Here is a 26,372-nt window from a genome sequence, read left to right as displayed (position 1 = left end):
CGTGCGGCCCTCAGACCAGCCACCGGCCGTCGCGCATCAGCAGGCGGCCCGCGAGTTCGTGCTGCTCGTGCCAGGCTCTGACCGTTTCGGGGGTGACGCGGAAGTAGACCCAGTCGGTGGAGCCACGCGGATCCCAGGACAGCTTGGCCGCGAAGGCGTCCGCCGAGGCCGTCGGCAGGTCGGCGCCCTCGACCGGTTCGGCCGTGCCTTCGATCAGCACGACGTCCCGGGTGTGGCCGAGGCTGAGCCGGACCGCGCCGCTCGGCGTGAGGTTGCGGGCCGTGGGGTTGCTCCGCTTCGTGCAGAAGAGAAGGCTCCCCGAGTCCCAGAGGAACCACAGCGGCACCAGGCACGGCCGGCCATCGGTGGAGGCGGTCGCGACCCAGATGTCCTCCTCCTTCGCGAGCCGGTCGAGGACGTCCCGCTTGCGCTGGGCGCGGGGGCGCGGGCTGGGGCCGGGCGGTTCATGATCGGTCATGACCGGCACGGTAGCCGGGGCGGGGCGGGTGCCGCCTCGGTCGTCGGACCTCGGGCAACAGGCCTAAGTCCAGGGACTCATGGGCGTGCGGGGGGACGGAGCGGCAGACTCGGTTCATGACCACTCACACCCGGCAGAGCCCGGACGTCCCCGTCGACTCGTCCGTCGAGGCGTACCTGCGGCGCATCGGTGCCGAGCGACCGGACCGCGCCGACGCGACCGCCCTGCGCGACCTGCATCTGCGGCACTTGAAGGCGGTTCCTTTCGAGAATCTCTCGATCCACCTCGGCGAGGACATCGTCCTGGAGGAGAAGGCGCTGCTCGACAAGGTCGTCGGGGCGAGGCGGGGTGGCTTCTGCTACGAGATCAACGGCACGTTCGCCGCGCTGCTGCGGTCACTCGGCTTCGGCGTCACGCTCGTGCAGGCACGCGTCTTCGGTGAGGGCGGCCGGCTGGGGATTCCGTACGACCACATGGCGATGGTGGTGGAGACGGAGAGGGGGTCGGAGCCGGAGGGGCGGTGGCTCGCGGACGTCGGGTTCGGTGAGCACAGCCACTTCCCGGTGGCGCTGGACGAGCGGGGCGACCAGACCGACCCCGCCGGTACGTTCCGGGTCGTGGAGACCGAGGAGGGCGACCTGGACGTGCTGCGGAACGGCAAGCCGCAGTACCGGCTGGAGACACGACCGCGGGTGCTCGCCGACTTCACGGCGGGTGCCTGGTACCACCGCACCTCACCGGACTCGCACTTCACCCGCTCCCTCGTCTGCACCCGGCTCACCGACGAGGGCCGGGTCACTCTCAGCGGCCACAAGCTCGTCACGCACGTGCACGGCGAGCTGACCGAGCGGATGCTCGAAGGCGAGGAGGAGGTGAGGACCGCGTACCGGGAGCTGTTCGGCATCGAGCTCGCCGAGCTGCCGACCGTCTCGCGCGCGTAGGCGCGGACGCGGCCACGCCTACGGGGCCTCCAGCCAGCCCTCGTACTCGGCCGCCAGCTCGTCCAGGGCCGACGAGTCGAGCCGGCCCTCCGGGTCCTCGACGACGACCAGCCACTGCGCGTCCTCGGCGTCGTCCTCGCCGGCCAGCGCGTCCCTGACCAGTTGGGGCTCCTCGACGACTGCGAAGCGGGCGGGCAGCTCCTCGGCGACCTCCTCGGCGGCGTCGCGGTCGGGCAGTACCAGTACGTGTCGTTCACTCACCCCGTCATTCTCGGGCATGGGGGCGGATGCCGGGGATGGGTGTCAGTGGCGCGTGGGATGCTGGTCGGGATGGCCACCAGGAAGAATTCGAACGACGACCTCCTCGCCCCCGTCACGCTCGCCGTGGGCCAGGAGGACCTGCTCCTCGACCGCGCGGTCCAGGAGGTCGTGGCGGCCGCCCGGGCCGCCGACGCCGACACGGACGTACGGGACCTCACCTCCGACCAGCTCCAGCCGGGGACGCTCGCCGAGCTGACGAGTCCGTCGCTCTTCGCCGAGCGCAAGGTGCTGGTCGTGCGGAACGCGCAGGACCTGTCCGCGGACACGATCAAGGACATCAAGGCGTATCTCGACACGCCCGTCGAGGAGATCACGCTCGTGCTGCTCCACGCCGGCGGCGCCAAGGGGAAGGGCCTCCTGGACGCGGCGCGGAAGGCGGGCGCGCGGGAGGTGGCCTGCCCGAAGACGACGAAGCCGGCGGAGCGGCTGACGTTCGTACGGCAGGAGTTCCGGTCGCTGGGGCGGTCGGCGACGCCCGAGGCGTGCCAGGCGCTGGTGGACGCGATCGGCAGCGATCTGCGGGAGCTGGCGTCGGCGGTGTCGCAGCTGACGGCGGACGTGGAGGGGACGATCGACGAGGCGGTCGTCGGGCGGTACTACACGGGGCGGGCGGAGGCGTCGTCGTTCAACGTGGCCGACCGTGCGGTGGAGGGGCGGGCGGCGGAGGCGCTCGAAGCGCTGCGCTGGTCGCTCTCGACCGGCGTCCCGCCCGTCCTGATCACAAGCGCGCTCGCGCAGGGCGTCCGGGCGATCGGCAAGCTGTCGTCGGCGCGGGGTGGGCGGCCGGCGGATCTCGCGCGGGAGCTGGGGATGCCGCCGTGGAAGATCGACCGTGTGCGGCAGCAGATGCGGGGCTGGACGCCGGACGGGGTGTCGCTCGCGCTGCGCGCTGTGGCGGAGGCGGACGCGGGTGTGAAGGGCGGGGGGGACGACCCGGAGTACGCGCTGGAGAAGGCGGTGGTGGCGGTGGCTCGGGCGGCGAGGATGAGGCGCTAGGACTGGGCGCGTTGCGGGTGCGGGTCCGTTCCGTTCGGGCGATTCCCCCCACCCCGCCCCTTCCCGAAACCCTGCCGGGGGCTGGTGGGGGCTGAACGGATCGGGGCTGCGCCCCCGACCCCTGCCGGGTGCGGGTGGCTTCGCCCCCGCGTTGGGGCGCGGCCTGCCTGGTTCGGGCTTGGCCCGAGCCCTTGCCAGGCGCGGGTGGCTTCGCCCGCGCGTTCGGGCGGGGCCTGCCTGGTCCGGGCTTGGGGCAAGGCCTTGCTGGGCCTCGGCGGGTGTGGCGCGGGCAGCCGGCGGTGTACGGGTACGGCGAAGGCCCCGGGCTCCTGGGGAAGGAGGCTCGGGGCCTTCGGCGTGTGCTGGTGGGCTCGTGCACGCGTGGCGAACGCGTGTCGCGCGCGAGTCCGGGGTGCCGGTTGGGAGCGGGGTAGAGGGCCCGCTGGGTCCCGTCCGGCGTTACATCAGAGGGGCTCAGCCCTGCAGAGCGGCAACCTTGGTGGCCAGCGCCGACTTCTTGTTGGCGGCGGCGTTCTTGTGGATGACACCCTTCGAGACAGCCTTGTCGAGCGCGCGGGAGGCGGCGCGAGAAGCCACGACGGCCTTCTCGACGTCACCCGCGGCGACGGCCTCGCGGGCCTTGCGGATCGCGGTCTTGAGCGAGGACTTGACGGCCTTGTTGCGCAGGCGCGCCTTCTCGTTCGTCTTGTTCCGCTTGATCTGGGACTTGATGTTCGCCACGAAAAGAGCCTTTTCAGGTTCGGTGTTGTTTCTGAGGTGTGTACACATCGCTGAGAGGGCGCACGTGACACAGCTGTCCACGTTATCAGGGCCTATAAGCTCCGCCCAAACCGAGCGGCGGCTCCCACTCGTGGGACGATGGAGCCTACGTATCCAACCGACCATCGCCCCGAGACGAGACCTTGCGTGCCCGCGACTCCTACCAACGTGCCTGAGCCGAGCCGTACCGACCCTGCGTTGATCCGCAATTTCTGCATCATCGCGCACATCGACCACGGCAAGTCCACACTCGCCGACCGGATGCTCCAGCTGACCGGTGTGGTCGACCAGCGGCAGATGCGCGCCCAGTATCTCGACCGGATGGACATCGAGCGCGAGCGCGGCATCACGATCAAGTCCCAGGCGGTCCGTCTTCCCTGGGCGCCCACCGAGGGCGAGGGTCAGGGGAAGACCCACATCCTCAACATGATCGACACCCCCGGGCACGTCGACTTCACCTATGAGGTCTCGCGGTCCCTGGCGGCCTGCGAGGGCACGATCCTGCTCGTCGACGCGGCCCAGGGCATCGAGGCGCAGACCCTCGCGAACCTGTACCTCGCGATGGAGAACGACCTCACCATCGTTCCCGTACTGAACAAGATCGACCTGCCCGCCGCGCAGCCGGAGAAGTTCTCCGAGGAGCTCGCCAACCTCATCGGCTGCGACCCCGCGGACGTGCTCAAGGTCTCCGCGAAGACCGGTCTCGGTGTCGAGGCGCTGCTCGACCGCGTCGTCGCGTCCGTGCCGGCCCCCGTCGGTGTCGCCGACGCGCCCGCCCGCGCGATGATCTTCGACTCCGTCTACGACTCCTACCGGGGCGTCGTGACGTACGTCCGTGTCGTCGACGGGCAGCTCAACAAGCGTGAGCGCATCAAGATGATGTCGACCGGCGCCAGCCACGAGCTCCTCGAGATCGGCGTCTCGTCCCCCGAGATGACTCCGTCCGACGGCATCGGCGTCGGCGAGGTCGGTTACCTGATCACCGGTGTGAAGGACGTCCGGCAGTCCAAGGTCGGTGACACGATCACCAGCCTGAGCAAGGGGGCGACCGAGCCGCTCGGCGGGTACAAGGACCCCAAGCCGATGGTCTTCTCCGGGCTCTACCCGCTCGACGGCTCGGACTACCCCGAGCTGCGCGACGCCCTCGACAAGCTGCAGCTCAACGACGCCGCGCTGGTCTACGAGCCGGAGACCTCCGCCGCCCTCGGCTTCGGCTTCCGCGTCGGCTTCCTCGGCCTGCTGCACCTGGACGTGATCCGGGAGCGCCTGGAGCGCGAGTTCGGTCTCGACCTCATCGCCACCGCCCCGAACGTCGTGTACCGCGTGGTGATGGAGGACGGCAGTGAGCACGTCGTCACCAACCCGAGCGAGTTCCCCGAAGGCAAGATCAACGATGTCTTCGAGCCCGTCGTGCGGGCCACGATCCTCGCCCCGAGCGAGTTCATCGGCGCGATCATGGAGCTGTGCCAGACCCGGCGCGGCACTCTCCTCGGCATGGACTACCTCTCCGAGGACCGGGTGGAGATCCGCTACACCCTCCCCCTCGCCGAGATCGTCTTCGACTTCTTCGACCAGCTGAAGTCCAAGACCCGCGGTTACGCCTCCCTCGACTACGAGCCCACCGGCGAGCAGACCTCCAGCCTGGTCAAGGTCGACATCCTGCTGCACGGCGACAAGGTCGACGCCTTCTCCGCCATCACCCACAAGGACGCCGCGTACGCCTACGGTGTGCGGCTCGTCGCCAAGCTGCGCGAGCTCATCCCGCGGCAGGCCTTCGAGGTGCCGATCCAGGCCGCCATCGGCTCCCGGGTCATCGCCCGCGAGACCATCCGCGCCATCCGCAAGGACGTCCTCGCCAAGTGCTACGGCGGTGACATCTCCCGTAAGCGGAAGCTGCTGGAGAAGCAGAAGGAAGGCAAGAAGCGGATGAAGATGGTCGGCTCGGTGGAGGTCCCGCAGGAGGCCTTCATCGCCGTGCTGTCGAGCGACGAGTCCGGCGGCAAGGCGAAGAAGTAGGAAGAACCGGCCGACGGACCATCCGTCCCCCGCGTCCGACCGGATGCGTCGAACGGGTCCCCGCACCGGCAGTGCGGGGGCCCGTTCGTCTTTGGTTCTGTTATCAACCGGGTATGAAGAGGCGGCCCGCAGCCTCTTACGCGCCGGACCCCGGCGCCTTACTCTGATCGCGGCTCGAAGGTTACTCGCGAGTTAGTACGCATGGAACGCACCGCCAGAACGCACCGCCGCCGCCCGGAGGACGTCGTGAGCGACACACAGACCCAGATCGAGAACCGGCCGCCCTCGGTGGCGAACCTTTTCCTTGAGCGCGTGGCGCGGACTCCCGACGCGGAGGCCTACCGCTACCCCGTCCCGGCGGCCGACGGCCAGGGCCCGGACGACTGGAAGTCGCTCAGTTGGGGACAGGCCGCCGAGCGGGTCTTCGCGATCGCCGCGGGTCTGATGGACCTGGGCGTCCAGCCGGAGGAGCGGGTCGCCCTCTCCTCCTCGACGCGGGTCGAGTGGATCCTCGCCGACCTCGGCGTGATGTGTGCCGGTGCCGCCGTCACCACCGTCTACCCGCAGACCAACGCCGAGGAGTCGGCGTTCATCCTCGCCGACTCCGAGTCCAAGGTGCTGATCGCGGAGGACGCGGCCCAGCTGGCCAAGGCCCGTGAGACCCGCGCCGACCTGCCCGGCCTCCACCACGTCGTCGTCATCGACGCCACGGGTGTCGAGAGCGACGACTGGGTCCTCTCCCTCGCCGAGCTGGAGGCCCGTGGCAAGGCGTACCTGGAGAAGCACGCCGACGCCATCAAGGAGCGCGTCTCGGCCATCACCTCCACGCAGCTCGCCACCCTCATCTACACCTCGGGCACCACCGGCCGGCCCAAGGGCGTCCGCCTCCCGCACGACAACTGGTCGTACATGGCGAAGGCCATCGCCGCGACCGGCCTGGTCACCCAGGACGACGTCCAGTACCTCTGGCTGCCGCTCGCGCACGTCTTCGGCAAGGTGCTCACCTCCGGCCAGATCGAGGTCGGCCACGTCACGGCCGTCGACGGCCGTATCGACAAGATCATCGTGAACCTGCCGGTGGTCCAGCCGACGTACATGGCCGCCGTGCCCCGGATCTTCGAGAAGGTCTACAACGGCGTCGCCGCCAAGGCGCGCGAGGGCGGCCCGGCGAAGTACAAGATCTTCCAGTGGGCTGCCGGGGTGGCCCGCGAGTACGCCAAGGTCAGCCAGGACAACTTCCGCCGCACCGGTACCGCCTCCGTGCCCTTCGGCCTCTCGGCCAAGCACAAGGTCGCCGACGCGCTGGTCTACAAGAAGCTCCGCGACGCCTTCGGCGGCCGGCTGCGCGCCGCCGTCTCCGGCTCCGTCGCGCTGGCGCCCGAGATCGGCTACTTCTTCTCCGGCGCGGGCATCCACATCCTGGAGGGCTACGGCCTGACGGAGTCCAGCGCCGCCTCCTTCGTCAACCCGGGCGAGGCGTACCGCACCGGCACCGTCGGCAAGCCGCTGCCCGGCACCGAGGTCCGGATCGCCGACGACGGCGAGATCCTGCTGCGCAGCCCCGGCATCATGGAGGGCTACCACGGCCTGCCCGAGAAGACGGCCGAGGTCCTGGAGGCGGACGGCTGGTTCCACACGGGCGACATCGGCGAGCTGTCCGCAGACGGCTACCTGCGGATCACCGACCGCAAGAAGGACCTGTTCAAGACCTCGGGCGGCAAGTACATCGCCCCGACCGAGATCGAGGGCCGGTTCAAGGCGGTCTGCCCGTTCGTCTCCAACATCGTCGTCCTGGGCGCCGACCGGAACTACTGCTCCGCGCTCATCGCCCTCGACGAGCCCGCCATCCTCGGCTGGGCCGCCGAGCACGACCTCGCGGGCAAGTCGTACGCCGAGGTCGTCGCCGCCCCGCAGACCCAGGAAATGGTCCAGGGGTACATCGACCGGCTCAACGGGGACCTGCAGCGGTGGCAGACGATCAAGAAGTTCCGGCTGCTGCCGCGTGACCTGGACGTCGAGCACGGCGAGCTGACGCCGTCGCTGAAGATGAAGCGGCCGGTGGTCGAGCGGACGTACAAGGACCTCATCGAGGAGATGTACGCGGGGGCGCGGGAGGCGTAGCCCCGGCCGTCTCCGGTCGACGGGATCCTTGACGGACGACCCTTGACGGCTGTCCGTCAAGGGTTGTCCACAGGGCGGCCTGCTTGCTCGGGCGGTACGGGACAATGGGCTCATGCCTTCCGTACTGCCCGATGGTGAGCCCATGCCCGAGGACGGGGCGCTGCCCGCGCACGCCCTGGAAGGGGCCGGGGAGCGGCCGCTCGGGTTCTATCTGCACGTGCCGTACTGCGCCACGCGGTGCGGCTACTGCGACTTCAACACGTACACCGCGAGCGAGCTGCGCGGTGCCGGTGGCGTGCTCGCCTCCCGGGACAACTACGCGGGACAGGTGACCGAGGAGATACGCCTCGCCCGCAAGGTGCTCGGCGACGACCCGCGCCCGGTGCGGACGGTCTTCGTCGGCGGCGGTACGCCGACGCTGCTCGCCGCCGGGGACCTCGTACGGATGCTGGGGGCGATCCGGGACGAGTTCGGGCTCGCGGACGACGCCGAGGTGACGACGGAGGCGAACCCGGAGTCGGTGGACCAGGCGTATCTCGAGGAGCTGCGGGCCGGTGGCTTCAACCGGGTGTCCTTCGGGATGCAGAGCGCCCGGCAGCACGTCCTGAAGGTCCTCGACCGCACCCACACGCCGGGCAGGCCCGAGGCGTGCGTCGCCGAGGCGCGGGCGGCGGGCTTCGACCACGTGAACCTGGACCTGATCTACGGGACGCCTGGGGAGTCCGACGACGACTGGCGGGCGTCCCTGGAGGCGGCGATCGGGGCGGGGCCCGACCACGTCAGCGCCTACGCGCTGATCGTCGAGGAGGGCACACAGCTGGCCCGGCGGATCCGCCGCGGCGAGGTGCCGATGACGGACGACGACGTGCACGCGGACCGGTATCTGATCGCCGACTCCGTCTTCGCCGAGGCCGGTTTCGATTGGTACGAGGTGTCGAACTGGGCCACCTCGGAGGCCGGGCGGTGCCTGCACAACGAGCTGTACTGGCGCGGCGCCGACTGGTGGGGAGCCGGTCCGGGGGCGCACTCGCACGTGGGCGGCGTGCGGTGGTGGAACGTGAAGCATCCGGGGGCGTACGCGCAGGCGCTGTCCGCCGGCAGGTCGCCGGGTGCCGGGCGCGAGATCCTCTCGGCCGAGGACCGGCGCGTCGAGCGGGTGCTTCTGGAGCTGCGGCTCCGGGAGGGGTGCCCGCTGGACCTCCTGCGCCCGGACGGGCTCGCCGCGTCCCGCAAGGCCCTCGCGGACGGCCTCCTCGACGAGGTGGCGTACGGCGAGGGGCGCGCGGTCCTGACCCTCCGGGGACGGCTCCTTGCGGACGCGGTGGTCAGGGACCTGGTGGACTAGGGCCCCGCGTTTCTGGATCAGGCCGGGCGCGCGGGCCCTGGCACCTTGCCTCGCCCTGATCCGGCCCGACCGGCCCGAGCAGGACTGGCGCCGTGCCTCGCCCTGATCCGGCCCGACCGGCCCGAGCAGGACTGGCGCCGTGCCTCGCCCTGATCTGGCCCGACCGGCTCGACCGGCCGGGCAGGCCCTGATCGGCCAGGCAGACCTGATCGGCCGGGCAGACCCGACCGGCCGGACAGACCTGTTCGGCCGGGCAGGCCCCGCTACGGCGCCGTGACGAAGTCGATCAGTTCCTCCACCCTGCCCAGCAGGGACGGCTCCAGGTCCTTGTAGCTGTGGACCTTCGACAGGATGTGCTGCCAGGCCGCGCCCGTGTTCGGGGGCCAGCCCAGGGCCTCGCAGACGCCCGTCTTCCAGTCCTGGCCGCGCGGGACCGTCGGCCAGGCGGGGATGGAGAGCGAGGCCGGCTTCACGGCCTCCCAGACGTCGATGTACGGGTGGCCGACGACCAGGACGTCCGGTGACGAGATCTGCGCCGCGATGCGGGACTCCTTCGAGCCGGGGACCAGGTGGTCGACGAGGACGCCCAGGCGTGCGTCCGCCGCCGGGGCGAAGTCGGCCACGATCGCCGGGAGGTCGTCGATGCCCTCCAGGTACTCCACCACCACGCCCTCGATCCGGAGGTCGTCGCCCCAGACCCGCTCGACCAGCTCGGCGTCGTGCCGGCCCTCGACGTAGATCCGGCCCGCCCGTGCCACCCGAGCCCGCGCCCCCGGGACCGCGATCGATCCGGAGGCGGTGCGGGTCGGCCGCGCCGGCCCGGACGCCGGGCGCACCAGCGTCACCGGCCTGCCCTCCAGGAGGAAGCCCCTCGGCTCCATCGGGAACACCCGGTGCTTGCCGAAGCGGTCCTCCAGGGTCACCGTGCCCGCCTCGCAGCGGATCACCGCCCCGCAGAAGCCCGTCGAGACCTCCTCCACCACGAGGTCCACCTCCGCCGGCACCTCCGGCACCGGGGCGGATCGCTTCCACGGGGGCGTCAGGTCGGGGTCGTAGCTGCGCATTCGCGTGACGTTATGCGACGGCGAAGCGCCGTGCCAGTTCCTCGCGTTGGCGTCGCACGAACGCGGCGTCCACGACCGCCCCGTGGCCCGGTACGTACACCGCGTCCGCGCCGCCCAGGGCCAGCAGCCGGTCCAGGGCGTCCGGCCAGCGCGACGGGATCGCGTCCGGGCCCGCCTGTGGTTCCCCGGACTCCTCCACCAGGTCCCCGCAGAAGACGACCTCCCGGCCACCGGGGACGAAGAGCGCCAGGTCGTGCGCCGTGTGGCCCGGGCCCACGTTCGCGAGCAGCACCTGCCGGCCGCCCAGGTCCAGCGTCCACTCGCCGGAGACCACGTGCTGCGGCGCCACCAGCACGTCCACCGCCTCCGCCGCCGCGAACGCGTCCACCCCGTGCCGTACCGCGTCCGCCATCAGCTCGCTCGCCTCCCGGCGCAGCAGCGCGTCCACGCCGACCGCCCCGTACACCTCCGCCCCCGCGAAGGCCGCCGTGCCCAGGACATGATCGAAGTGGGGGTGGCTGAGTGCGATGTGTGTCACTCTTCGGCCCCCGGTCAGCGACTCCACCTGGGTCCGCAGCGCCGTTCCCTCCCGGAGCGTCGAGCCCGTGTCGTACAGCAGGACGGCCTTCTCGCCCACCACCAGGCCCACCGTGGCGTCCCAGCCGGGCAGTCTGCGCCGACCGACACCGTCCGCGAGCCGCTCCCAGCCGAAGTCTTCCCAAGCGACATCCATACCGCGACGCTATCCGCAAGGACGCGCTCCGACGCGGCCTCCTTGCCAGGAGCGATGCCCGCCGCCGTACACTGGCCGGGGGATTCCTGGCACTCGGACAGGGCGAGTGCCAAATGTGGAGCAACCGATACGACCGAACGACAGCTGGAGGTGGGCGCGATGCTCAGCGAACGCAGACTCGAGGTGCTGCGCGCCATCGTCCAGGACTATGTCGGGACGGAGGAGCCGGTCGGCTCCAAGGCGCTCACGGAGCGCCACAAGCTCGGCGTCTCGCCCGCCACCGTGCGCAACGACATGGCGGTCCTGGAGGACGAGGGCTACATCGCCCAGCCCCACACCAGCGCCGGACGCATCCCGACCGACAAGGGCTACCGCCTCTTCGTCGACCGGCTCGCCGGCGTCAAGCCGCTGTCGACGCCCGAGCGGCGCGCGATCCACAACTTCCTCGACGGAGCCGTCGACCTCGACGACGTCGTCGGGCGCACGGTCCGGCTGCTCGCGCAGCTGACCCGGCAGGTCGCCGTCGTGCAGTACCCGTCGCTGACCCGTTCGACGGTCCGGCACGTGGAGCTGCTCTCGCTGGCGCCCGCCCGGCTGATGCTCGTCCTCATCACGGACACCGGCCGCGTCGAGCAGCGCGTCATCGACTGCCCCGCGCCGTTCGGCGAGACCTCGCTCGCCGATCTGCGCGCCCGGCTGAACAGCCGGGTCGTCGGCCGCCGTTTCGCGGACGTGCCGCAGCTGGTGCAGGATCTCCCGGAGTCCTTCGAGGAGATGGAGGACCGCGGGACGGTCTCGACCGTGCTCGCGACCCTGCTCGAAACCCTGGTGGAGGAGCACGAGGAGCGGCTGATGATCGGCGGTACCGCCAATCTCACCCGCTTCGGCCATGACTTCCCCCTCACGATCCGGCCTGTGCTCGAAGCGCTCGAGGAGCAGGTCGTGCTCCTCAAGCTGCTCGGCGAGGCCAAGGACTCGGGCATGACCGTACGGATCGGGCACGAGAACGCCCATGAGGGCCTCACGTCCACGTCCGTCGTCGCGGTCGGCTACGGTTCGGGCGACGAGGCAGTCGCCAAACTCGGCGTGGTCGGACCGACCCGCATGGACTACCCCGGAACGATGGGAGCGGTACGCGCAGTGGCACGTTACGTCGGACAGATCCTGGCGGAGTCGTAAGTGGCCACGGACTACTACGCCGTACTCGGCGTACGCCGCGACGCGTCCCAGGACGAGATCAAGAAGGCATTCCGGCGGCTCGCCCGCGAGCTGCACCCGGATGTGAATCCCGATCCGAAGACGCAGGAGCGCTTCAAGGAGATCAACGCCGCGTACGAGGTGTTGTCGGACCCGCAGAAGAAGCAGGTCTACGACCTCGGCGGCGACCCGCTGTCCGCGTCCGGCGGCGCCGGTGCAGCCGGTGGCTTCGGCCAGGGCGGCTTCGGGAACTTCTCGGACATCATGGACGCGTTCTTCGGCACGGCGTCGCAGCGCGGACCGCGCTCGCGCACGCGGCGCGGCCAGGACGCGATGATCCGTCTGGAGATCGACCTCAACGAGGCCGCCTTCGGCACGACGAAGGACATCCAGGTCGACACGGCCGTCGTCTGTACGACGTGTTCGGGCGAGGGCGCCGCGCCCGGCACCTCCGCGCAGACCTGTGACATGTGCCGCGGCCGCGGTGAGGTCTCCCAGGTCACCCGGTCCTTCCTGGGCCAGGTCATGACCTCCCGCCCGTGCCCCCAGTGCCAGGGCTTCGGCACCGTCGTCCCGACCCCGTGCCCCGAGTGCGCGGGCGACGGCCGGGTCCGGTCCCGCCGTACGCTCACGGTCAAGATCCCGGCCGGTGTCGACAACGGCACCCGCATCCAGCTCGCCGGCGAGGGCGAGGTCGGCCCGGGCGGCGGCCCGGCGGGTGACCTGTACGTGGAGATCCACGAGGTCCCGCACGAGGTCTTCCAGCGCCGCGGCGACGACCTGCACTGCACGGTGACCATCCCGATGACGGCGGGCGCGCTCGGCACGAAGGTGCCGCTGCAGACCCTCGACGGGCTCGAAGAGGTCGACATCCGGCCGGGCACCCAGTCCGGCCAGTCCATCCCGCTGCACGGGCGCGGCATCACGCACCTGCGGGGCGGCGGACGCGGTGACCTGATCGTCCACGTCGAGGTGACGACCCCGTCGAAGCTCGACCCCGAGCAGGAGCGACTGCTGCGCGAACTCGCGAAGCTGCGCGGCGAGGAGCGGCCGACGGGTCAGTTCCAGCCGGGTCAGCAGGGGCTGTTCTCGCGGTTGAAGGACGCGTTCAACGGGCGGTAGGTCTGGTCTGTTCTCGGACATCGAGGACGCGTTCAACGGGCGCTGAGCCCGCGTTGTGCCTGGAAGGGCGGCATCCGCTTCGAGCGGGTGCCGCCCTTCCCGTATGACACGATGCCTGCATGTCCACCGCGCTGAACGATCTCTCCCGGTACCCGATCGTGCAGGCCCCCATGGCGGGCGGCGCGTCCGGTCCGCAGCTCGTCGGGGCGGTGTGCGAGGCCGGGGGGCTCGGGTTCCTCGCCGGGGGGTACAAGACCGCCGGCGGGCTCTACCAGGAGATCAAGCAGGTGCGCGGGCTGACCGGTCAGCCCTTCGGGGTCAACCTCTTCATGCCGCCCGGCGGACAGCACGCCGACTCCGCCTCCGTCGACGTCTACCGGCACCAGCTGACCGGCGAGGCCACCTGGTACGAGACGGCCCTCGGCGACCCCGACAACGGGCGGGACGACGCGTACGACGCCAAACTGGCGATCCTGCTCGACGACCCCGTCCCCGTCGTCTCCTTCACCTTCGGCTGCCCCGACCGCGGCACCTTCGACGCCTTCGCCCGCGCCGGTACGCTCACCGTCGTCACCGTCACCTCCGCCGAAGAGGCCCAGGCCGCCCAGTGGGCCGGGGCCGACGCCGTCTGCGTGCAGGGCGTCGAGGCCGGCGGCCACCAGGGCACGCACCGCGACGACCCGGACGCCGCGCTCGCCGGGACGGGGCTCCTCACGCTCGTCACCCAGGTCCGGGAGACCGTCCAGCTGCCGATCGTCGCCGCCGGCGGGATCATGCGCGGCGCGCAGATCGCCGCCGTCCTCGCCGCCGGGGCCGACGCCGCCCAGCTCGGCACCGCTTTCCTCGTCTGCCCCGAGTCGGGCGCGCACGCGCTGCACAAGCAGGCCCTGACCAACCCGCTCTTCGTCCGGACCGAGCTCACCCGGGCCTTCTCCGGCCGCCCCGCGCGCGGGCTCGTCAACCGCTTCATGCGCGAGCACGGGCGGTACGCCCCCGCCGCCTACCCCGAGGTCCACCACCTCACCGCCCCCCTCCGCAAGGCCGCCGCCACCGCCGGCGACGCCCAGGGCATGGCCCTGTGGGCCGGCCAGGGGCACCGGCTCGCCCGCGACCTCCCGGCCGGCCAGCTCGTCGAGGTGCTGGCCGCCGAACTCGACACCGCACTCACCGCGCAGGCCCACAGGAGCACCGCCTCATGACCGCACCCGTCTTCGTCGTCGAGGCCGTCCCCGGCAACGGCCCCTTCCTCCTGGACGGCCCCGAGGGCCGTCACGCCGTCTCCGTGAAGCGGCTGCGCGCGGGGGAGGACGTCGTCCTCACCGACGGGCGCGGCACCTGGGCCGAGTGCGTCGTGCTGTCCGCCGAGGGCAAGGACCAGCTGACCGTCCAGGTCTCCGGTACCTACGAGGAGGCCGAGCCCGCGCCCCGCATCACTGTCGTCCAGGCGCTGCCCAAGGGCGACCGGGGCGAACTGGCCGTCGAGATCATGACGGAGACCGGTGTCGACGCGATCGTGCCGTGGGCCGCGTCCCGGTGCATCACCCAGTGGAAGGGCGACCGCGGGCTCAAGGCCCTCGCCAAGTGGCGCGCCACCGCGCGCGAGGCGGGCAAGCAGTCGCGCCGCAACCGCTTCCCCGAGGTCGCCGACGCGATGACCACCAAGCAGGTCGCGGCGCTCCTCGCCGGCGCCGACTTCGCCGCCGTCCTGCACGAGGACCGGGACCACCCCAGCGGCGCGCTCGCCGACGCCGAACTCCCCGTGGAGGGTGAGATCGTGCTCGTCGTCGGACCCGAAGGGGGCGTCTCCCCGGAGGAGTTGGCGGCCTTCGAGGAGGCGGGCGCGAAGCCGTACCGGCTCGGGCACAGCGTGCTGCGCACGTCGACGGCGGGCACGGCGGCGACGGCGCTGCTGCTGGGCCGTACGGGCCGCTGGAGCTAGCACGCGTCCGGCCCCCGGCCCCGGACGCGGACCCCGGCCCCGGACCCGGGCTCCGGACGCGGACCCCGGCCCCGGACCCCGGCCCCGTTCAGCAGACCCGGAGCGTACCCCGGCCTCGTACACCGGCCCCGTACTCCCGCGCCGCGGACGGTATTTCCGTCGACGCGGCGGCCGGTGATCTGCTTGGCTCCGCGCCATGCCAGAGCTGCGCACCGACCGTCTCCTCCTCCGCCCGTGGCGGGAGTCCGACCTCGCGCCGTGGGCGGCGATGAACGCCGATCCCGAGATCCGCGAACACCTCGGCGAGCTCCTGACGCGTGAGCAGAGCGATGCCACGGTGGCGGCGATGCGGGCCGATTTCGAGCGTCGGGGCTTCGGTTGGTGGGCCTTGGAGGAGCGCGGGTCCGGCGCGTTCGTCGGCCGGGCCGGGCTTGACGAGATGAGCCCGGACACGCCGTTCACGGGCGTGGACGTCGGCTGGCGGCTGACGCGCTCGGCGTGGGGGCGCGGTTACGCGACCGAGGCCGGACTGGCCTGCCTTGCCTTCGCCTTCGAGACGCTCGGGCTCGCGGAGGTGCTCGCGTCGACGACCGTCCGCAACCTCCGCTCCCAGGCCGTGATGCGCCGCATCGGCATGACCCGTGACCCGGCCGACGACTTCGAGGACCTCAGCGTGCCCGAAGGGCCGCTGCGCCCGTGCGTGCTCCACCGGATCGCGCGACGGGAGTGGGAGTCCAGGGCCCGGGGTTGACCCGCGCGAGCCCTCTCGGTTGCCGGAACCCGGTGGACGGGGGCCCGGGCCCGCTCCCTAGGCTGGGCCGCATGCCCGACGAGTCACCCCTGATCCGTAGCCTGCGCGCCGCCGTCTCCGCCGCACCGCAAGACGTGCCCCTGCGGCTCCACTTCGCCGAACTGCTCCTCGCGGAGGGGCGGGGCGACGAGGCCGTCACGGAGGCGGCCGTCGCCCTTCAGCACGCGCCCGGGGACTCGGCCGCCCGCGCCCTTATGGTCCGCGCGATGGGACTGCCCGCGACGCCCGCCACTGCTGTCGCCGCGACCCCCTCCGCGGATCCGGAGACCCCGGCCGAGACCCCGGCCGGCACCCCGGACGACGCCTCGGCCGCGACTCCGGCGGCCGCGACCCCGGCCGGAACCCCCGCCTTCGACTGGGCCGCCGCCGAGCAGGAGGTCGGTGACGTCGTCGGGCCCCGCTTCGTGACCGGACCGGCGGAGGGGATCGAGGCGCCGCTCACCGCCGACGGCAGCGGCGACCCCGGGGACGCCTCGGCCTGGGACGTCGACGCCCCCGGCTCCGTACGCCTCGCGGACGTCGGCGGCATGCAGGAGGTCAAGGACCGCCTGGAGGCCGCCTTCCTCGCGCCCATGCGCAACCCCGAACTCCGCAAGCTGTACGGCAAGTCGCTCCGCGGCGGCCTGCTCCTCTACGGCCCGCCCGGCTGCGGCAAGACCTTCATCGCCCGCGCCGTCGCCGGTGAACTGGGCGCGAACTTCATCTCGGTCTCGCTCTCCGACATCCTCGACATGTACATCGGCACGTCGGAGAAGAACGTCCACGACATCTTCGAGACCGCCCGTGCCCAGGCTCCGTGCGTCGTCTTCCTCGACGAGCTGGACGCCCTCGGAGCCAAGCGCTCCCGTACGCATCACAGTGGACTGCGCAACGTCGTCAACCAGCTCCTCACCGAGCTCGACGGTGTCGACGGCGCAGAGAACGAGGGCGTGTTCGTCCTGGCCGCCACCAACGTCCCCTGGGACGTGGACCTCGCGCTGCGCCGCCCCGGCCGGCTCGACCGCACGCTGCTCGTGCTGCCGCCGGACGCCCCCGCGCGCGAGGCGATCCTCCGCTACCACCTGCGTGAGCGGCCCATCGAATCGGTCGACCTGGGCAAGCTGGTGAAGGCCACCGAGGACTTCTCCGGCGCCGACCTCGCCCATCTCTGCGAGACCGCCGCCGAGTCCGCCCTCCTCGACTCGGCCCGCACCGGCACCGTTCGCATGATCAACATGAAGGACCTGCTGGGCGCGGCGAAGCAGCTGAAGCCGTCGAGCGAGGCCTGGTTCGCCTCCGCCCGCAACGTGGCGATGTTCGCCAACGACGGCGGCATGTACGACGACCTCGTCGCCCACCTGAAGAAGAAGCGGAAGCTGTGAGTGTGAAGAACGCGCAGTTCGAACAGGCCGAGCTGCTGTACGACTTGGGCCGGTACGCCGAGAGCCGGGAGCGGGTCGCCCGATGCATCGCCGAGGCCCCCGACGACCACCACGCCCTGGTGCTGCTCGCCCGCTGCCTCCTCGCCGAGGACCGGTGCGCCGAGGGCCAGGCCGCTGCCGACGCGGCGCTGGCCCACGCCCCCGACTTCGCCTTCGGGCACTACATCCGCGGTGTCGCGCTGCGGCGGCAGGGGCGGCCGCACGACGCCGAGGAGGCGATGCGGGAGACCATCCGTCTCGACCCCGACTACTGGGCGCCGCGTGCCGTGCGCGCCGAGCTGATGCCGTTCGTACGCGACCGGTTCCCGGGAGGCGACGCGGCGGCGGTCGCCGAGGGGCTCGCCGAGGCGCAGGAGGCCGTCCGGCTGGGGCCGGAGGAGACCCGCGCGTGGGAGGCCCTGTACAAGCTCGCCCTCTTCAACCGGCGCCCCGACCTCGCCGACGAGGCCGTCCGGCAGCTCCTGCGGATCGACCCCACCAACACCCTGGCCGTGACGATGGCCACCCAGGACGAGGCCGCCAGGCCCGGCACCTCCGCCGCGCAGGCCGCCGACCTCTATGCCGGCGGCCTCGCCGCCGCCCCCGACGCCAACTGGCTCCGCAAGGACCTCGACAGGGCCGTCTACCGGATGCTGCGCGGGACGCGGTGGCTCGCCCTGCTCTGCCTGGTCATGGCGGGCGTCGTCGTCGACGTCTTCCCGACCGACGGCGCGGACGCGAAGGAACTCCCCGTCCATCTCGGCACCCGGCTCTGGGCACTCGCGCTGATGGCGGCCGTATGGGGCTTCGGCGCCCTGCGCCGCTACCGGCGCATGCGCACCGGCGCGCAGATGACCGTACGCGACCTCCTGCGGCGGCTCGTCTGGCCCCGGATCGTCCTCGGCCAGGCCATCCTCGCCACGCTCTGCGCCCTGCTGATCGTCCTCGTGCCCTGGGCCGACCGGACCGTTCCCCAGGTCCTGTTCTGGCTCGGACTCGTACCGAACCTGCTCAGCATCACCCACGACCGGAACAAGGTCTGATGAGCGCCGCGCCGGACCGCGTCCTCGACCGGGCGGACGCGCTCTTCGACGTCGGGCGGTACGAGCAGGCGGCCGCCCTCGCCGCCCAGCACCTGGCGAACGACCCGGACGACGGGGCCGCGCTCGTCCTCCTGGCCCGCTGCCAGCACCGCCTCGGCCGGGAGCGGGAGGCGCTCGACACCGTCGAGCGGGCCCTGCGCGCCGATCCCGACGCGCTGCCGGGCTGGTTGATGCGCACCCACATCCTGCTCGCGCTGCGGCGGTACGAGGAGGCCGAGCAGGCCGCCCGGCACTCCGTCGAACTCGCCCCGCAGTACTGGGGCAGCCACTACGCGCTCGGCACGGTCCTCGACCGCTCCGTCCGCATGGAACGCCGGCGCGAGGCGTACGAGGCGGCCCGCACCGCCGTCGCGCTCGCACCCGAGGAGAGCGACGCGCACTTCCTCGTCGGTCTCACCGCGCAGCGCACCGGCAACCACCGCATCGCCCAGCAGGCCTACGAGACCGCGCTGCGGCTCGACCCGGAGAGCAGCGAGGCGCACAACAACCTCTCGCTGCTGCACCTGCGCCGCCGCTGGTTCCGGCGCGGGGCGTGGACGAAGGCCGCCGAGGGGTTCGTGGAGTCCGCCGCACTCGACCTGAACGACCGGCAGGCCCGCTACAACCTGGAGACCATGGCCTGGGGCGCCGCGGCGGGCGCCCGCTGGGTGGCTCTGGCCGGCTACCTGGCGGCCGCGATCGGTTCGGGATCCCTCCGCGACGGCCCGGCGGACGAGGGCCTCGTCGCGTACGGGATCGCCCTGACCGTCCTCGTCGGCGGCTGGGCCGGCTGGGCGCTGTGGAACATCCGCCGGATACCGTCCCGGCTGCGCCGTCCGCTGCTCCTGGTGGCGCGCAACTGCCGGCCCGTCCTCGCCATGGCGGGGGCGGTGGGCCTCCTGGGCCTCCACTCGGCGGTCTCGATGGCGCTGTGGACGCTCGACGCGTCGGCCTTCAGGATGCTCGGCTACCCGCTCTTCTGGGCCGTGGTCATCACCTACTGGGTGAGCCGCTCCGCCCTGCAGCGCCGCGCGCCCGCGCCCCACCCCGGGCGGTGACCCGAGCGGCGGCGGTGACCCGGCCGATACGATGCCCGGGTAGCTGATCACCGAAGGCGAGGAGGCCCGGGCCATGACCGGAGAGCCGCAGAGCGACTGCCTGTTCTGCAAGATCGCGGACGGGGAGGTTCCGGCGACGATCGTGCGCGAGACGGAGACGACCCTCGCCTTCCGGGACATCAACCCGCAGGCGCCCACGCACGTGCTCGTCATCCCGCGCCTCCACTACCCCGACGCCGCCAGCCTGGCCGCCGCCGCGCCGACGGTCGCCGCGGACATGCTGCGCGAGGCCGGCGAGGTCGCCGCCCAGGAGAAGATCGACGGCACCGGCTTCCGGATCGTCCTCAACACCGGCGCCGGCGCGGGCCAGACCGTCTTCCACGCCCACGCGCACGTCCTCGGCGGCCGCGGCCTCAACTGGCCCCCCGGATAAGCCGTGTCCGTACGTGAACTCGTCGTGCTCGGGACCGCCAGCCAGGTCCCGACCCGGCACCGCAACCACAACGGGTACCTGCTGCGCTGGGACGGGCAGGGCATCCTGTTCGACCCGGGCGAGGGCACCCAGCGCCAGATGCTCAGGGCCGGGGTCGCCGCCCACGACATCGACCGGATCTGCGTCACGCACTTCCACGGCGACCACTCGCTCGGTCTGGCCGGGGTCATCCAGCGGATCAACCTGGACCAGGTCCCGCACCCGGTCACCGCGCACTACCCGGCGAGCGGGCAGCGCTTCTTCGAGCGCCTGCGGTACGCGACGGCCTACCGCGAGACGGTGCGGCTGGCGGAGGCCCCGGTGGCCGCCGACGGCCCCCTCGCCGTCACAGACGCGTACACCCTCGACGCGTGCAAGCTCTCCCACCCGGTCGAGTCGTACGGCTACCGGCTCACCGAGCCCGACGGGCGCCGCATCCTGCCCGAGCGGCTCGCCGCGCACGGCATCAAGGGCCCGGACGTCGGCCGGATCCAGCGGGACGGCGTCCTCGACGGAGTGACGCTCGAGTCGGTCAGCGAGGTCCGGCGCGGGCAGCGGTTCGCGTTCGTCATGGACACCCGGCTCTGCGACGGCGTGCACGCGCTCGCCGAGGGCGCCGACATGCTCGTCATCGAGTCGACCTTCCTCGACGAGGACGTCAGGCTCGCCACCGACCACGGCCATCTGACGGCAGGACAGGCCGCGAACGTCGCGCGCGAGGCGGGGGTGCGCCACCTCGTCCTGACGCACTTCTCGCAGCGGTACGGCGATCCCGCGGAGTTCGAACGGCAGGCGCGGGAGGCCGGGTTCGACGGCGAGCTGAGCATCGCCCAGGACCTCATGCGGGTGCCCCTCCCCAAGCGATAGACGGAAGACATGAAAGACCGGAAAGACCAGGCCATGCCCATGCACCTCCCCAAGGCCGAACTCCACCTCCACATCGAAGGCACCCTCGAACCCGAGCTGGCGTTCGCGCTCGCCGCGCGCAACGGCGTGGAGCTGCCGTACGCGTCCACCGAGGAGCTGCGCGAGGCGTACCGCTTCAGCGACCTGCAGTCCTTCCTCGACCTGTACTACGAGCTGATGGGGGTCCTGCACACGGCGCGGGACTTCACCGAGCTGGCCGACGCGTATCTGGCGCGGGCGGCGGCGCAGGGCGTGCGGCACGCCGAGATCTTCTTCGACCCGCAGGCGCACACCGCGCGCGGTGTGCCGATGGGCACGGTGGTCGAGGGGCTCGCCGCCGCGCTCGACCGGGCCGAGGAGCGGCACGGCGTCTCGACCCGGCTGATCATGTGCTTCCTGCGGGACGAGTCCGCCGAGTCGGCGATGGCGACGCTGGAGGCCGCGAAGCCGTATCTGCACCGGATCACCGGTGTCGGCCTGGACTCGGCGGAGGTCGGCCACCCGCCGTCGAAGTTCCGCGAGGTGTACGCGGCGGCCGAGGAGCTCGGCCTGCGCAGGGTCGCCCACGCGGGCGAGGAGGGCCCTCCGGAGTACATCCGCGAGGCCCTGGACGTCCTGGGCGTGGAGCGCGTGGACCACGGGCTGCGCTGCATGGAGGACCCGGAGCTGGTGTCCCGGCTCGTACGGGAGCGGGTGCCGCTGACGCTCTGCCCGCTGTCGAACGTACGGCTGCGGGCGATCGACGTCCTGGAGGACCACCCGCTGGCCGCCATGCTCGACGCCGGGCTCGTCGCGACGGTGAACTCCGACGACCCCGCGTACTTCGGGGGGTACGTGGGGGACAACTTCGCGGCGGTGCGGGGGGCGTTGGGGCTGGAGCCGGAGCAGCTGCGGACGCTGGCGCGGAACTCGTTCGAGGCGGCGTTCCTGGACGACGAGGAGGAGCGGCGGGCGCGGTATCTCGCGGAGGTGGAGGCGTACGAGTTCCCTGCGGGGGAATAGGGGGCGGGGGTTCGGGTGCGGGTGGGCCGCTGCGCGGGGCCTCTTCCCCACCCCGCCCCTTCCCGAACCGGGGCTCCGCCCCGGACCCGCGCTCAAACGCCGGCGGGGCTGGAACCCGGCTCCCGGGGGCCTGGGGGCTTGCCCCCGGTTCGGGAAGGGGCGGGGTGGGAAAGAGCCCCGGCCCCCGACTCAGCCGCGGTCGCTCGGGCGGGCCAGGCCGAAGGCGCGGCGGTCCGCGCGGCGCCGGGCGGGGACCGGGATCTCCGCGATCTCCTGTTCCGGCGCGCCCATCTGCGGCACCAGGCCCGGTGTCGAGCCCGTCGTGCCCGCCAGGACCGCCGCAGGGGCGCCGCCGCGGCGGCGGATCGAGCCGGGGACCAGGGGGCGGCCGGAGGTGTGCAGGGCGACCGCCGTCATCGGGGCCGCCGCCAGCAGGAGCAGGGCGCACAGGACCACGCCCATGCCCGGGTAGCCGGCCTGTTCGGACAGGAGGCTGCCGGTGACCGGGCCGCAGGCCACGCCCAGCGAGGACGCGGAGCCGACGAGCACCGCCCACCGTCCGCGCGGGTCGAGGGACGCCGCGAGGCCGAGCAGGTAGGACAGGACGACCGGGTAGAAGACGTTCCACAGGATCTCGCCGGCCGCGAACGCCGGCAGGCTCTCCGCGCCCGAGCTCACCAGCACGCAGACGGCGATGATCGCCGTGCCCGCCCCGATCGGCGCGGCCCGGCCGAGCCGTGAGCCGAGCGCCCCCGCGGCCGTCACGCCCGCGAGCCCGGCTCCCAGGGCCACCGCGAAGACGGCGCCGACGGTGACCTCGCTCAGCCCGGCCTGGGTGAGCCCGATCCGGCCGCTGACGCCCCACAGGGCGTTCTGGGCCATGGACCAGCACAGGATCGCGGCGGCGAGGACGAGGCCGGAGCGGCGGTGGGGGAGTGGGGTTCCCTCGCCCCTGGACGGCGTCGGTACGGGACCGTGCCCGGCCCCGCTCCCCAGCGCGCCCGTCAGCGGCCACACCAGCGCCGCCGCCACCGCGATGGACGCGAACGGCAGCCCGTGGCCGCCGCCGAGGTGGGGCAGCGTGAGGTAGAGCGCGCCGGCCGTCGCCGAGACGGTGAGCAGGCCGAGCGTGGACGCCCGGTGCGGGTCCCGCTGGGCGGCGATGCCGGCGGCGGCCACCGCCAGGGCCGTACCGGAGCCGAAGCCGCCCACGACCGCGCCGCCGACGACCAGCGGCACGCTCGCGGTCAGGGCCGCGGAGCCGTAGCCGAGGATCATCGCGCCGAGCCCGAACCGTGCCGCGCGGCGCGGTCCGATCCGTTCCACGCGGGAGGCCAGGGTGAAGCCGGCCGAGGCGGAGGCGAGCAGCAGGACCGAGCCGACCAGGCCCGCCTGGGCCGGGGTCAGGCCGAGTCCGGCGGAGAGTCTGCCGACGACGGTGGGCAGCAGGTACGGAGCGAGATAACCGGCCGTGAACAGGGCGACGAGAGGCCCCAGGGCACGCGGGCGCGACGACATGGGCGTTCCAGGGAACGGGAGGGCGAGGAGGGGTGGAGCGCCCGGTGTGTGCACGGGATCCCGGGGGTCGGGGTCGCGGGCCAACGGGGTCGCGGGGACATTCGTATCAAGTGATCGTGGGCCCGGAGAAGCCCGAAGAGGGCGGAAAGCCCCCATTCCATTTGTGATCTGGGTCACTATGGGGTTTGGGGGGTGGTCGCCCGGGTAAACGCGCGCGGTTCTCCGTCCCGCGTCACCCCTGTCGCCCCGCCCCCATCAGGCACACTGGCCTGATCGGCACCACGGACGGGAGCAGGCCGTGACCACAGCACGAGGAGACCAGCAACGCGACGCGGGGGTCGACCCGTTGGTGCGTCTGCGCGAGCCCGGCGACCCCGCCTGCGACGTCTTCCTCACCGGCACGGTCTTCCTCGACATCATCTTCACCGGCCTCGACAGCGCCCCCGTGCGCGGCACCGAGTCCTGGGCCAGGGGCATGGGGTCGAGCCCCGGCGGCGTCGCCAACATGGCCACCGCACTCGCCCGCCTCGGCCTGCGCACCTCGCTCGCCGCCGCCTTCGGCGACGATCACTACGGCGAGTACTGCTGGGACGCCCTGGAGCAGGGCGAGGGCATCGACCTCTCGCTCTCCCGGACCGTCCCCGGCTGGCACTCCCCGGTCACCGTCTCCATGGCGTACGAGGGCGAGCGCACGATGGTCTCCCACGGCCACGAGGCCCCGCCGCTGGACGGCGCCCTGCCCGCCTACCCGCCGCCCGCCAGGGCCGCCGTCGCCTCGCTCGTGCCCGGCCGGTCCGAGGAGTGGGTCGCCCGGGCCGCGCGGGGCGGCGCGAAGGTCTTCGCCGACGTCGGCTGGGACGACACGGGCCGCTGGGACCTGGCCGGCCTGGCCGATCTGGCGCACTGCGAGGCCTTCCTGCCCAACGCCCAGGAGGCCATGCGCTACACCCGCACCGACTGCCCGAGGACCGCCGCGCGGGCGCTCGCCGACAAGGTCCGCTACGCCGTGGTCACCCTCGGTGCCGAGGGCGCGTACGCGGTCGACGGGGCCACCGGCGAGACCGCGGAGGTGCCCGCCATCGAGGTGTCCGCCCTCGACCCGACCGGCGCCGGGGACGTCTTCGTGGCCGGGTTCGTCACCGGGACGCTCGCGGGCTGGCCGCTCGCCGACCGGCTGGCCTTCGCCGGGCTGATCGCCGCGCTCTCCGTGCAGGAGTTCGGCGGCTCGCTCTCCGCCCCGGGCTGGGGCGAGGTCGCCGCCTGGTGGGAGCACGTCCAGGAGCACGTCTGCCAGGACCCGGAGGCCCTGCGCGCCCGCTACGCCTTCCTGGAGCGCATGCTCCCGGCCGCCACCCGACCCTGGCCCCTGCGCCGTGCGGTGCCGACGATCGGGTTCAGAGCGGCCCCCTCGTAAAAGCCTTCGGTCGTGTCAGCGACAAGTCGTAGGCTTGGTAACCCAGAGGTTGTCGAGCAGCGAGAACCCTGCAACGGGAGGTATGTGCAGGCCACAGTGCCGGCCCATGACTCAGACACCCACAGCCCCCAACGGCGCGTCGGGCGAGACCCGCGCCCACTTCACCGTCCCCGCCAAGCATCCGATGGTGACCGTGCTCGGTTCCGGTGACGCGCTCCTCCGTGTGATCGAGGAAGCGTTCCCGAAGGCCGACATCCATGTCAGGGGCAACCAGGTCAGCGCAGTGGGAGAAGCGGCGGAAGTCGCCCTCATCCAGCGCCTGTTCGACGAGATGATGCTGGTGCTCCGCACCGGACAGCCGATGACGGAGGACGCAGTGGAACGCTCGATCGCCATGCTCAGGGCGAGCGAGAACGGCAAGGCGGAGGCAGGCCAGGAGACCCCGGCCGAGGTGCTCACGCAGAACATCCTCTCCAGCCGCGGCCGCACCATCCGCCCCAAGACCCTCAACCAGAAGCGGTACGTCGACGCGATCGACAAGCACACGATCGTCTTCGGCATCGGCCCCGCGGGCACCGGAAAGACGTATCTGGCCATGGCCAAGGCGGTCCAGGCCCTGCAGTCCAAGCAGGTCACCCGGATCATCCTGACCCGGCCGGCCGTCGAGGCGGGCGAGCGGCTCGGCTTCCTGCCCGGCACGCTCTACGAGAAGATCGACCCGTACCTGCGGCCGCTCTACGACGCCCTGCACGACATGCTCGACCCCGACTCGATCCCGAAGCTGATGGCCTCGGGCACGATCGAGGTCGCGCCGCTGGCGTACATGCGAGGCCGGACGCTCAACGACGCGTTCATCATCCTCGACGAGGCGCAGAACACGAACCCCGAGCAGATGAAGATGTTCCTCACCCGGCTCGGCTTCGATTCCAAGATCGTCATCACCGGTGACATCACCCAGGTCGACCTGCCCGGCGGTACCAAGAGCGGTCTCCGCCAGGTCCGGGACATCCTGGACGGCGTCCCCGACGTCCACTTCTCCATGCTCACCTCCCAGGATGTCGTCCGGCACAAGCTCGTCGGCCGTATCGTCGACGCGTACGAGCAGTACGACAGCCGCAACGGGAAGCAGTAGAAGAGCACCATGTCGATCGACGTCAACAACGAGTCCGGAACCGAGGTCGACGAGCAGGCGATCCTCGACATCGCCCGCTACGCGCTCGCGCGGATGCGCATCCACCCCCTCTCCGAGCTCTCGGTGATCGTCGTGGACGCCGACGCGATGGAGCAGCTCCACATCCAGTGGATGGACCTGCCGGGCCCGACGGACGTCATGTCCTTCCCGATGGACGAGCTGCGTCCGCCGGCGAAGGACGACGACAACGCGGAGCCGCCGCAGGGGCTCCTCGGGGACATCGTGCTCTGCCCCGAGGTCGCCACCCAGCAGGGCAAGGACGCTCCGACGCAGCACTCCATGGACGAGGAGCTCCAGCTCCTGACCGTCCACGGAGTGCTGCACCTGCTCGGCTACGACCACGAGGAGCCGGACGAGAAGGCCGAGATGTTCGGCCTCCAGGCGGCCATCGTCGACGGCTGGCGCGCGGAGAAGGGCCTCACCGGCCCGTCCCCGGCGCCCACCGTCTCCTGACCCGGGGATCG

25 protein-coding genes are annotated in these 26,372 nt (G+C 72.2%); 19 read left to right on the top strand and 6 right to left on the bottom strand.

The features are described 5' to 3' along the window. Positions 1 to 10 precede the first annotated feature (10 nt). Entirely contained in the window at positions 11 to 478 is a 468-nt protein-coding gene (locus tag AB0E14_RS03130; RefSeq protein ID WP_362411046.1) for a pyridoxamine 5'-phosphate oxidase family protein, read from the bottom strand. 116 nt (positions 479 to 594) lie between these two features. Here AB0E14_RS03130 and AB0E14_RS03125 point away from each other — a divergent pair, with 116 nt between their 5' ends. Continuing rightward, a complete protein-coding gene (locus tag AB0E14_RS03125; RefSeq protein WP_362411043.1) occupies positions 595 to 1,419 on the top strand; it encodes an arylamine N-acetyltransferase in 825 nt (274 codons plus the stop codon). A gap of 18 nt (positions 1,420 to 1,437) precedes the next feature. Here AB0E14_RS03125 and AB0E14_RS03120 read toward each other — a convergent pair whose 3' ends face one another. Beyond that, positions 1,438 to 1,680, bottom strand: a complete 243-nt coding sequence (locus AB0E14_RS03120) for a hypothetical protein (RefSeq protein ID WP_362411039.1) — start codon at positions 1,678 to 1,680, stop codon at positions 1,438 to 1,440. Positions 1,681 to 1,749: 69 nt separating this feature from the next. Between AB0E14_RS03120 and holA the strand changes: the two genes are divergently transcribed. Beyond that, positions 1,750 to 2,736 (top strand): DNA polymerase III subunit delta, encoded by a 987-nt coding sequence (gene holA, locus AB0E14_RS03115; RefSeq protein ID WP_362411036.1) that lies wholly within the window; start codon positions 1,750 to 1,752, stop codon positions 2,734 to 2,736. Positions 2,737 to 3,210: 474 nt separating this feature from the next. Here holA and rpsT read toward each other — a convergent pair whose 3' ends face one another. Further along, complete coding sequence (rpsT, locus tag AB0E14_RS03110) at positions 3,211 to 3,477, bottom strand: 30S ribosomal protein S20 (protein WP_137989361.1); 267 nt, start codon at positions 3,475 to 3,477, stop codon at positions 3,211 to 3,213. A gap of 186 nt (positions 3,478 to 3,663) precedes the next feature. On the opposite strand from rpsT, the gene lepA reads away from it, so the two are divergent. The 3 genes from lepA (at position 3,664) to hemW (ending at position 8,998) form a co-directional block, all read left to right on the top strand. Continuing rightward, on the top strand, positions 3,664 to 5,532 hold the full coding sequence (lepA, locus tag AB0E14_RS03105; protein WP_362411033.1) for a translation elongation factor 4: 1,869 nt from the start codon (positions 3,664 to 3,666) through the stop codon (positions 5,530 to 5,532). Positions 5,533 to 5,778: 246 nt separating this feature from the next. Next, the gene (locus AB0E14_RS03100; RefSeq protein ID WP_362411030.1) at positions 5,779 to 7,653 is read left to right on the top strand and encodes a long-chain fatty acid--CoA ligase; all 1,875 of its coding nucleotides are present in this window, start codon (positions 5,779 to 5,781) and stop codon (positions 7,651 to 7,653) included. A gap of 112 nt (positions 7,654 to 7,765) precedes the next feature. After that, complete coding sequence (gene hemW, locus AB0E14_RS03095; protein WP_362411027.1) at positions 7,766 to 8,998, top strand: radical SAM family heme chaperone HemW; 1,233 nt, start codon at positions 7,766 to 7,768, stop codon at positions 8,996 to 8,998. A 263-nt stretch (positions 8,999 to 9,261) separates the two neighbouring features. On the opposite strand, the gene AB0E14_RS03090 is transcribed toward hemW, so the two are convergent. Then, entirely contained in the window at positions 9,262 to 10,062 is an 801-nt protein-coding gene (locus AB0E14_RS03090; protein ID WP_362411024.1) for a DUF3097 domain-containing protein, read from the bottom strand. Between the two features lie 10 nt (positions 10,063 to 10,072). Continuing rightward, entirely contained in the window at positions 10,073 to 10,795 is a 723-nt protein-coding gene (locus AB0E14_RS03085) for an MBL fold metallo-hydrolase (protein WP_362411021.1), read from the bottom strand. A gap of 159 nt (positions 10,796 to 10,954) precedes the next feature. On the opposite strand from AB0E14_RS03085, the gene hrcA reads away from it, so the two are divergent. From hrcA to AB0E14_RS03030, 11 genes are all read left to right on the top strand, one after another. After that, positions 10,955 to 11,974 carry a heat-inducible transcriptional repressor HrcA gene (gene hrcA, locus AB0E14_RS03080; protein ID WP_362411018.1) on the top strand — a complete coding sequence of 340 codons (1,020 nt, stop codon included), beginning with the start codon at positions 10,955 to 10,957 and terminating at the stop codon, positions 11,972 to 11,974. Next, positions 11,975 to 13,114 carry a molecular chaperone DnaJ gene (gene dnaJ / locus AB0E14_RS03075; protein ID WP_362411015.1) on the top strand — a complete coding sequence of 380 codons (1,140 nt, stop codon included), beginning with the start codon at positions 11,975 to 11,977 and terminating at the stop codon, positions 13,112 to 13,114. Positions 13,115 to 13,233: 119 nt separating this feature from the next. Beyond that, positions 13,234 to 14,313, top strand: a complete 1,080-nt coding sequence (locus AB0E14_RS03070; RefSeq protein WP_362411012.1) for a nitronate monooxygenase — start codon at positions 13,234 to 13,236, stop codon at positions 14,311 to 14,313. After that, a complete protein-coding gene (locus AB0E14_RS03065) occupies positions 14,310 to 15,053 on the top strand; it encodes a 16S rRNA (uracil(1498)-N(3))-methyltransferase (protein WP_362411009.1) in 744 nt (247 codons plus the stop codon). Before AB0E14_RS03070 ends, AB0E14_RS03065 begins: the two co-directional genes overlap by 4 nt. 196 nt (positions 15,054 to 15,249) lie before the next feature. Then, positions 15,250 to 15,804 (top strand): GNAT family N-acetyltransferase, encoded by a 555-nt coding sequence (locus AB0E14_RS03060; RefSeq protein WP_362411006.1) that lies wholly within the window; start codon positions 15,250 to 15,252, stop codon positions 15,802 to 15,804. Positions 15,805 to 15,875: 71 nt separating this feature from the next. After that, a complete protein-coding gene (locus tag AB0E14_RS03055; RefSeq protein WP_362411003.1) occupies positions 15,876 to 17,225 on the top strand; it encodes an AAA family ATPase in 1,350 nt (449 codons plus the stop codon). Then, positions 17,222 to 18,307 carry a tetratricopeptide repeat protein gene (locus tag AB0E14_RS03050; protein WP_362411000.1) on the top strand — a complete coding sequence of 362 codons (1,086 nt, stop codon included), beginning with the start codon at positions 17,222 to 17,224 and terminating at the stop codon, positions 18,305 to 18,307. Before AB0E14_RS03055 ends, AB0E14_RS03050 begins: the two co-directional genes overlap by 4 nt. Further along, the gene (locus tag AB0E14_RS03045) at positions 18,307 to 19,404 is read left to right on the top strand and encodes a tetratricopeptide repeat protein (protein ID WP_362410997.1); all 1,098 of its coding nucleotides are present in this window, start codon (positions 18,307 to 18,309) and stop codon (positions 19,402 to 19,404) included. Before AB0E14_RS03050 ends, AB0E14_RS03045 begins: the two co-directional genes overlap by 1 nt. A gap of 73 nt (positions 19,405 to 19,477) precedes the next feature. After that, positions 19,478 to 19,837 (top strand): histidine triad nucleotide-binding protein, encoded by a 360-nt coding sequence (locus AB0E14_RS03040; RefSeq protein ID WP_362410993.1) that lies wholly within the window; start codon positions 19,478 to 19,480, stop codon positions 19,835 to 19,837. Positions 19,838 to 19,840: 3 nt separating this feature from the next. Beyond that, a complete protein-coding gene (locus AB0E14_RS03035; RefSeq protein ID WP_362410990.1) occupies positions 19,841 to 20,743 on the top strand; it encodes a ribonuclease Z in 903 nt (300 codons plus the stop codon). Between the two features lie 39 nt (positions 20,744 to 20,782). Continuing rightward, positions 20,783 to 21,784: an adenosine deaminase gene (locus tag AB0E14_RS03030; RefSeq protein ID WP_362411338.1), complete on the top strand. Its 1,002-nt coding sequence runs from the start codon at positions 20,783 to 20,785 to the stop codon at positions 21,782 to 21,784. A gap of 189 nt (positions 21,785 to 21,973) precedes the next feature. Here AB0E14_RS03030 and AB0E14_RS03025 read toward each other — a convergent pair whose 3' ends face one another. Continuing rightward, positions 21,974 to 23,302 carry an MFS transporter gene (locus AB0E14_RS03025; RefSeq protein WP_362410987.1) on the bottom strand — a complete coding sequence of 443 codons (1,329 nt, stop codon included), beginning with the start codon at positions 23,300 to 23,302 and terminating at the stop codon, positions 21,974 to 21,976. Positions 23,303 to 23,600: 298 nt separating this feature from the next. On the opposite strand from AB0E14_RS03025, the gene AB0E14_RS03020 reads away from it, so the two are divergent. From AB0E14_RS03020 to ybeY, 3 genes are all read left to right on the top strand, one after another. Beyond that, a complete protein-coding gene (locus tag AB0E14_RS03020) occupies positions 23,601 to 24,716 on the top strand; it encodes a PfkB family carbohydrate kinase (protein WP_362410984.1) in 1,116 nt (371 codons plus the stop codon). Positions 24,717 to 24,822: 106 nt separating this feature from the next. Next, the gene (locus AB0E14_RS03015) at positions 24,823 to 25,848 is read left to right on the top strand and encodes a PhoH family protein (RefSeq protein ID WP_362410981.1); all 1,026 of its coding nucleotides are present in this window, start codon (positions 24,823 to 24,825) and stop codon (positions 25,846 to 25,848) included. 9 nt (positions 25,849 to 25,857) lie between these two features. Then, positions 25,858 to 26,361: an rRNA maturation RNase YbeY gene (ybeY, locus tag AB0E14_RS03010; protein ID WP_362410978.1), complete on the top strand. Its 504-nt coding sequence runs from the start codon at positions 25,858 to 25,860 to the stop codon at positions 26,359 to 26,361. Positions 26,362 to 26,372: the final 11 nt, after the last annotated feature.

The sequence above is a fragment of the Streptomyces sp. NPDC047981 genome, from assembly GCF_040653315.1.
Lineage (GTDB): Bacteria > Actinomycetota > Actinomycetes > Streptomycetales > Streptomycetaceae > Streptomyces.
This window is presented reverse-complemented; position numbering and strand designations above follow the sequence as displayed.

Coding starts and splice junctions, on each gene's coding strand:
- AB0E14_RS03130 (WP_362411046.1), bottom strand. CDS start 478: ATGACCGATCATGAACCGCCCGGCCCCAGCCCGCGCCCCCGCGCCCAG.
- AB0E14_RS03125 (WP_362411043.1), top strand. CDS start 595: ATGACCACTCACACCCGGCAGAGCCCGGACGTCCCCGTCGACTCGTCC.
- holA (WP_362411036.1), top strand. CDS start 1,750: ATGGCCACCAGGAAGAATTCGAACGACGACCTCCTCGCCCCCGTCACG.
- hemW (WP_362411027.1), top strand. CDS start 7,766: ATGCCTTCCGTACTGCCCGATGGTGAGCCCATGCCCGAGGACGGGGCG.
- AB0E14_RS03090 (WP_362411024.1), bottom strand. CDS start 10,062: ATGCGCAGCTACGACCCCGACCTGACGCCCCCGTGGAAGCGATCCGCC.
- AB0E14_RS03085 (WP_362411021.1), bottom strand. CDS start 10,795: ATGGATGTCGCTTGGGAAGACTTCGGCTGGGAGCGGCTCGCGGACGGT.
- hrcA (WP_362411018.1), top strand. CDS start 10,955: ATGCTCAGCGAACGCAGACTCGAGGTGCTGCGCGCCATCGTCCAGGAC.
- AB0E14_RS03070 (WP_362411012.1), top strand. CDS start 13,234: ATGTCCACCGCGCTGAACGATCTCTCCCGGTACCCGATCGTGCAGGCC.
- AB0E14_RS03065 (WP_362411009.1), top strand. CDS start 14,310: ATGACCGCACCCGTCTTCGTCGTCGAGGCCGTCCCCGGCAACGGCCCC.
- AB0E14_RS03060 (WP_362411006.1), top strand. CDS start 15,250: ATGCCAGAGCTGCGCACCGACCGTCTCCTCCTCCGCCCGTGGCGGGAG.
- AB0E14_RS03055 (WP_362411003.1), top strand. CDS start 15,876: ATGCCCGACGAGTCACCCCTGATCCGTAGCCTGCGCGCCGCCGTCTCC.
- AB0E14_RS03045 (WP_362410997.1), top strand. CDS start 18,307: ATGAGCGCCGCGCCGGACCGCGTCCTCGACCGGGCGGACGCGCTCTTC.
- AB0E14_RS03040 (WP_362410993.1), top strand. CDS start 19,478: ATGACCGGAGAGCCGCAGAGCGACTGCCTGTTCTGCAAGATCGCGGAC.
- AB0E14_RS03030 (WP_362411338.1), top strand. CDS start 20,783: ATGCACCTCCCCAAGGCCGAACTCCACCTCCACATCGAAGGCACCCTC.
- AB0E14_RS03025 (WP_362410987.1), bottom strand. CDS start 23,302: ATGTCGTCGCGCCCGCGTGCCCTGGGGCCTCTCGTCGCCCTGTTCACG.
- AB0E14_RS03015 (WP_362410981.1), top strand. CDS start 24,823: ATGACTCAGACACCCACAGCCCCCAACGGCGCGTCGGGCGAGACCCGC.
- ybeY (WP_362410978.1), top strand. CDS start 25,858: ATGTCGATCGACGTCAACAACGAGTCCGGAACCGAGGTCGACGAGCAG.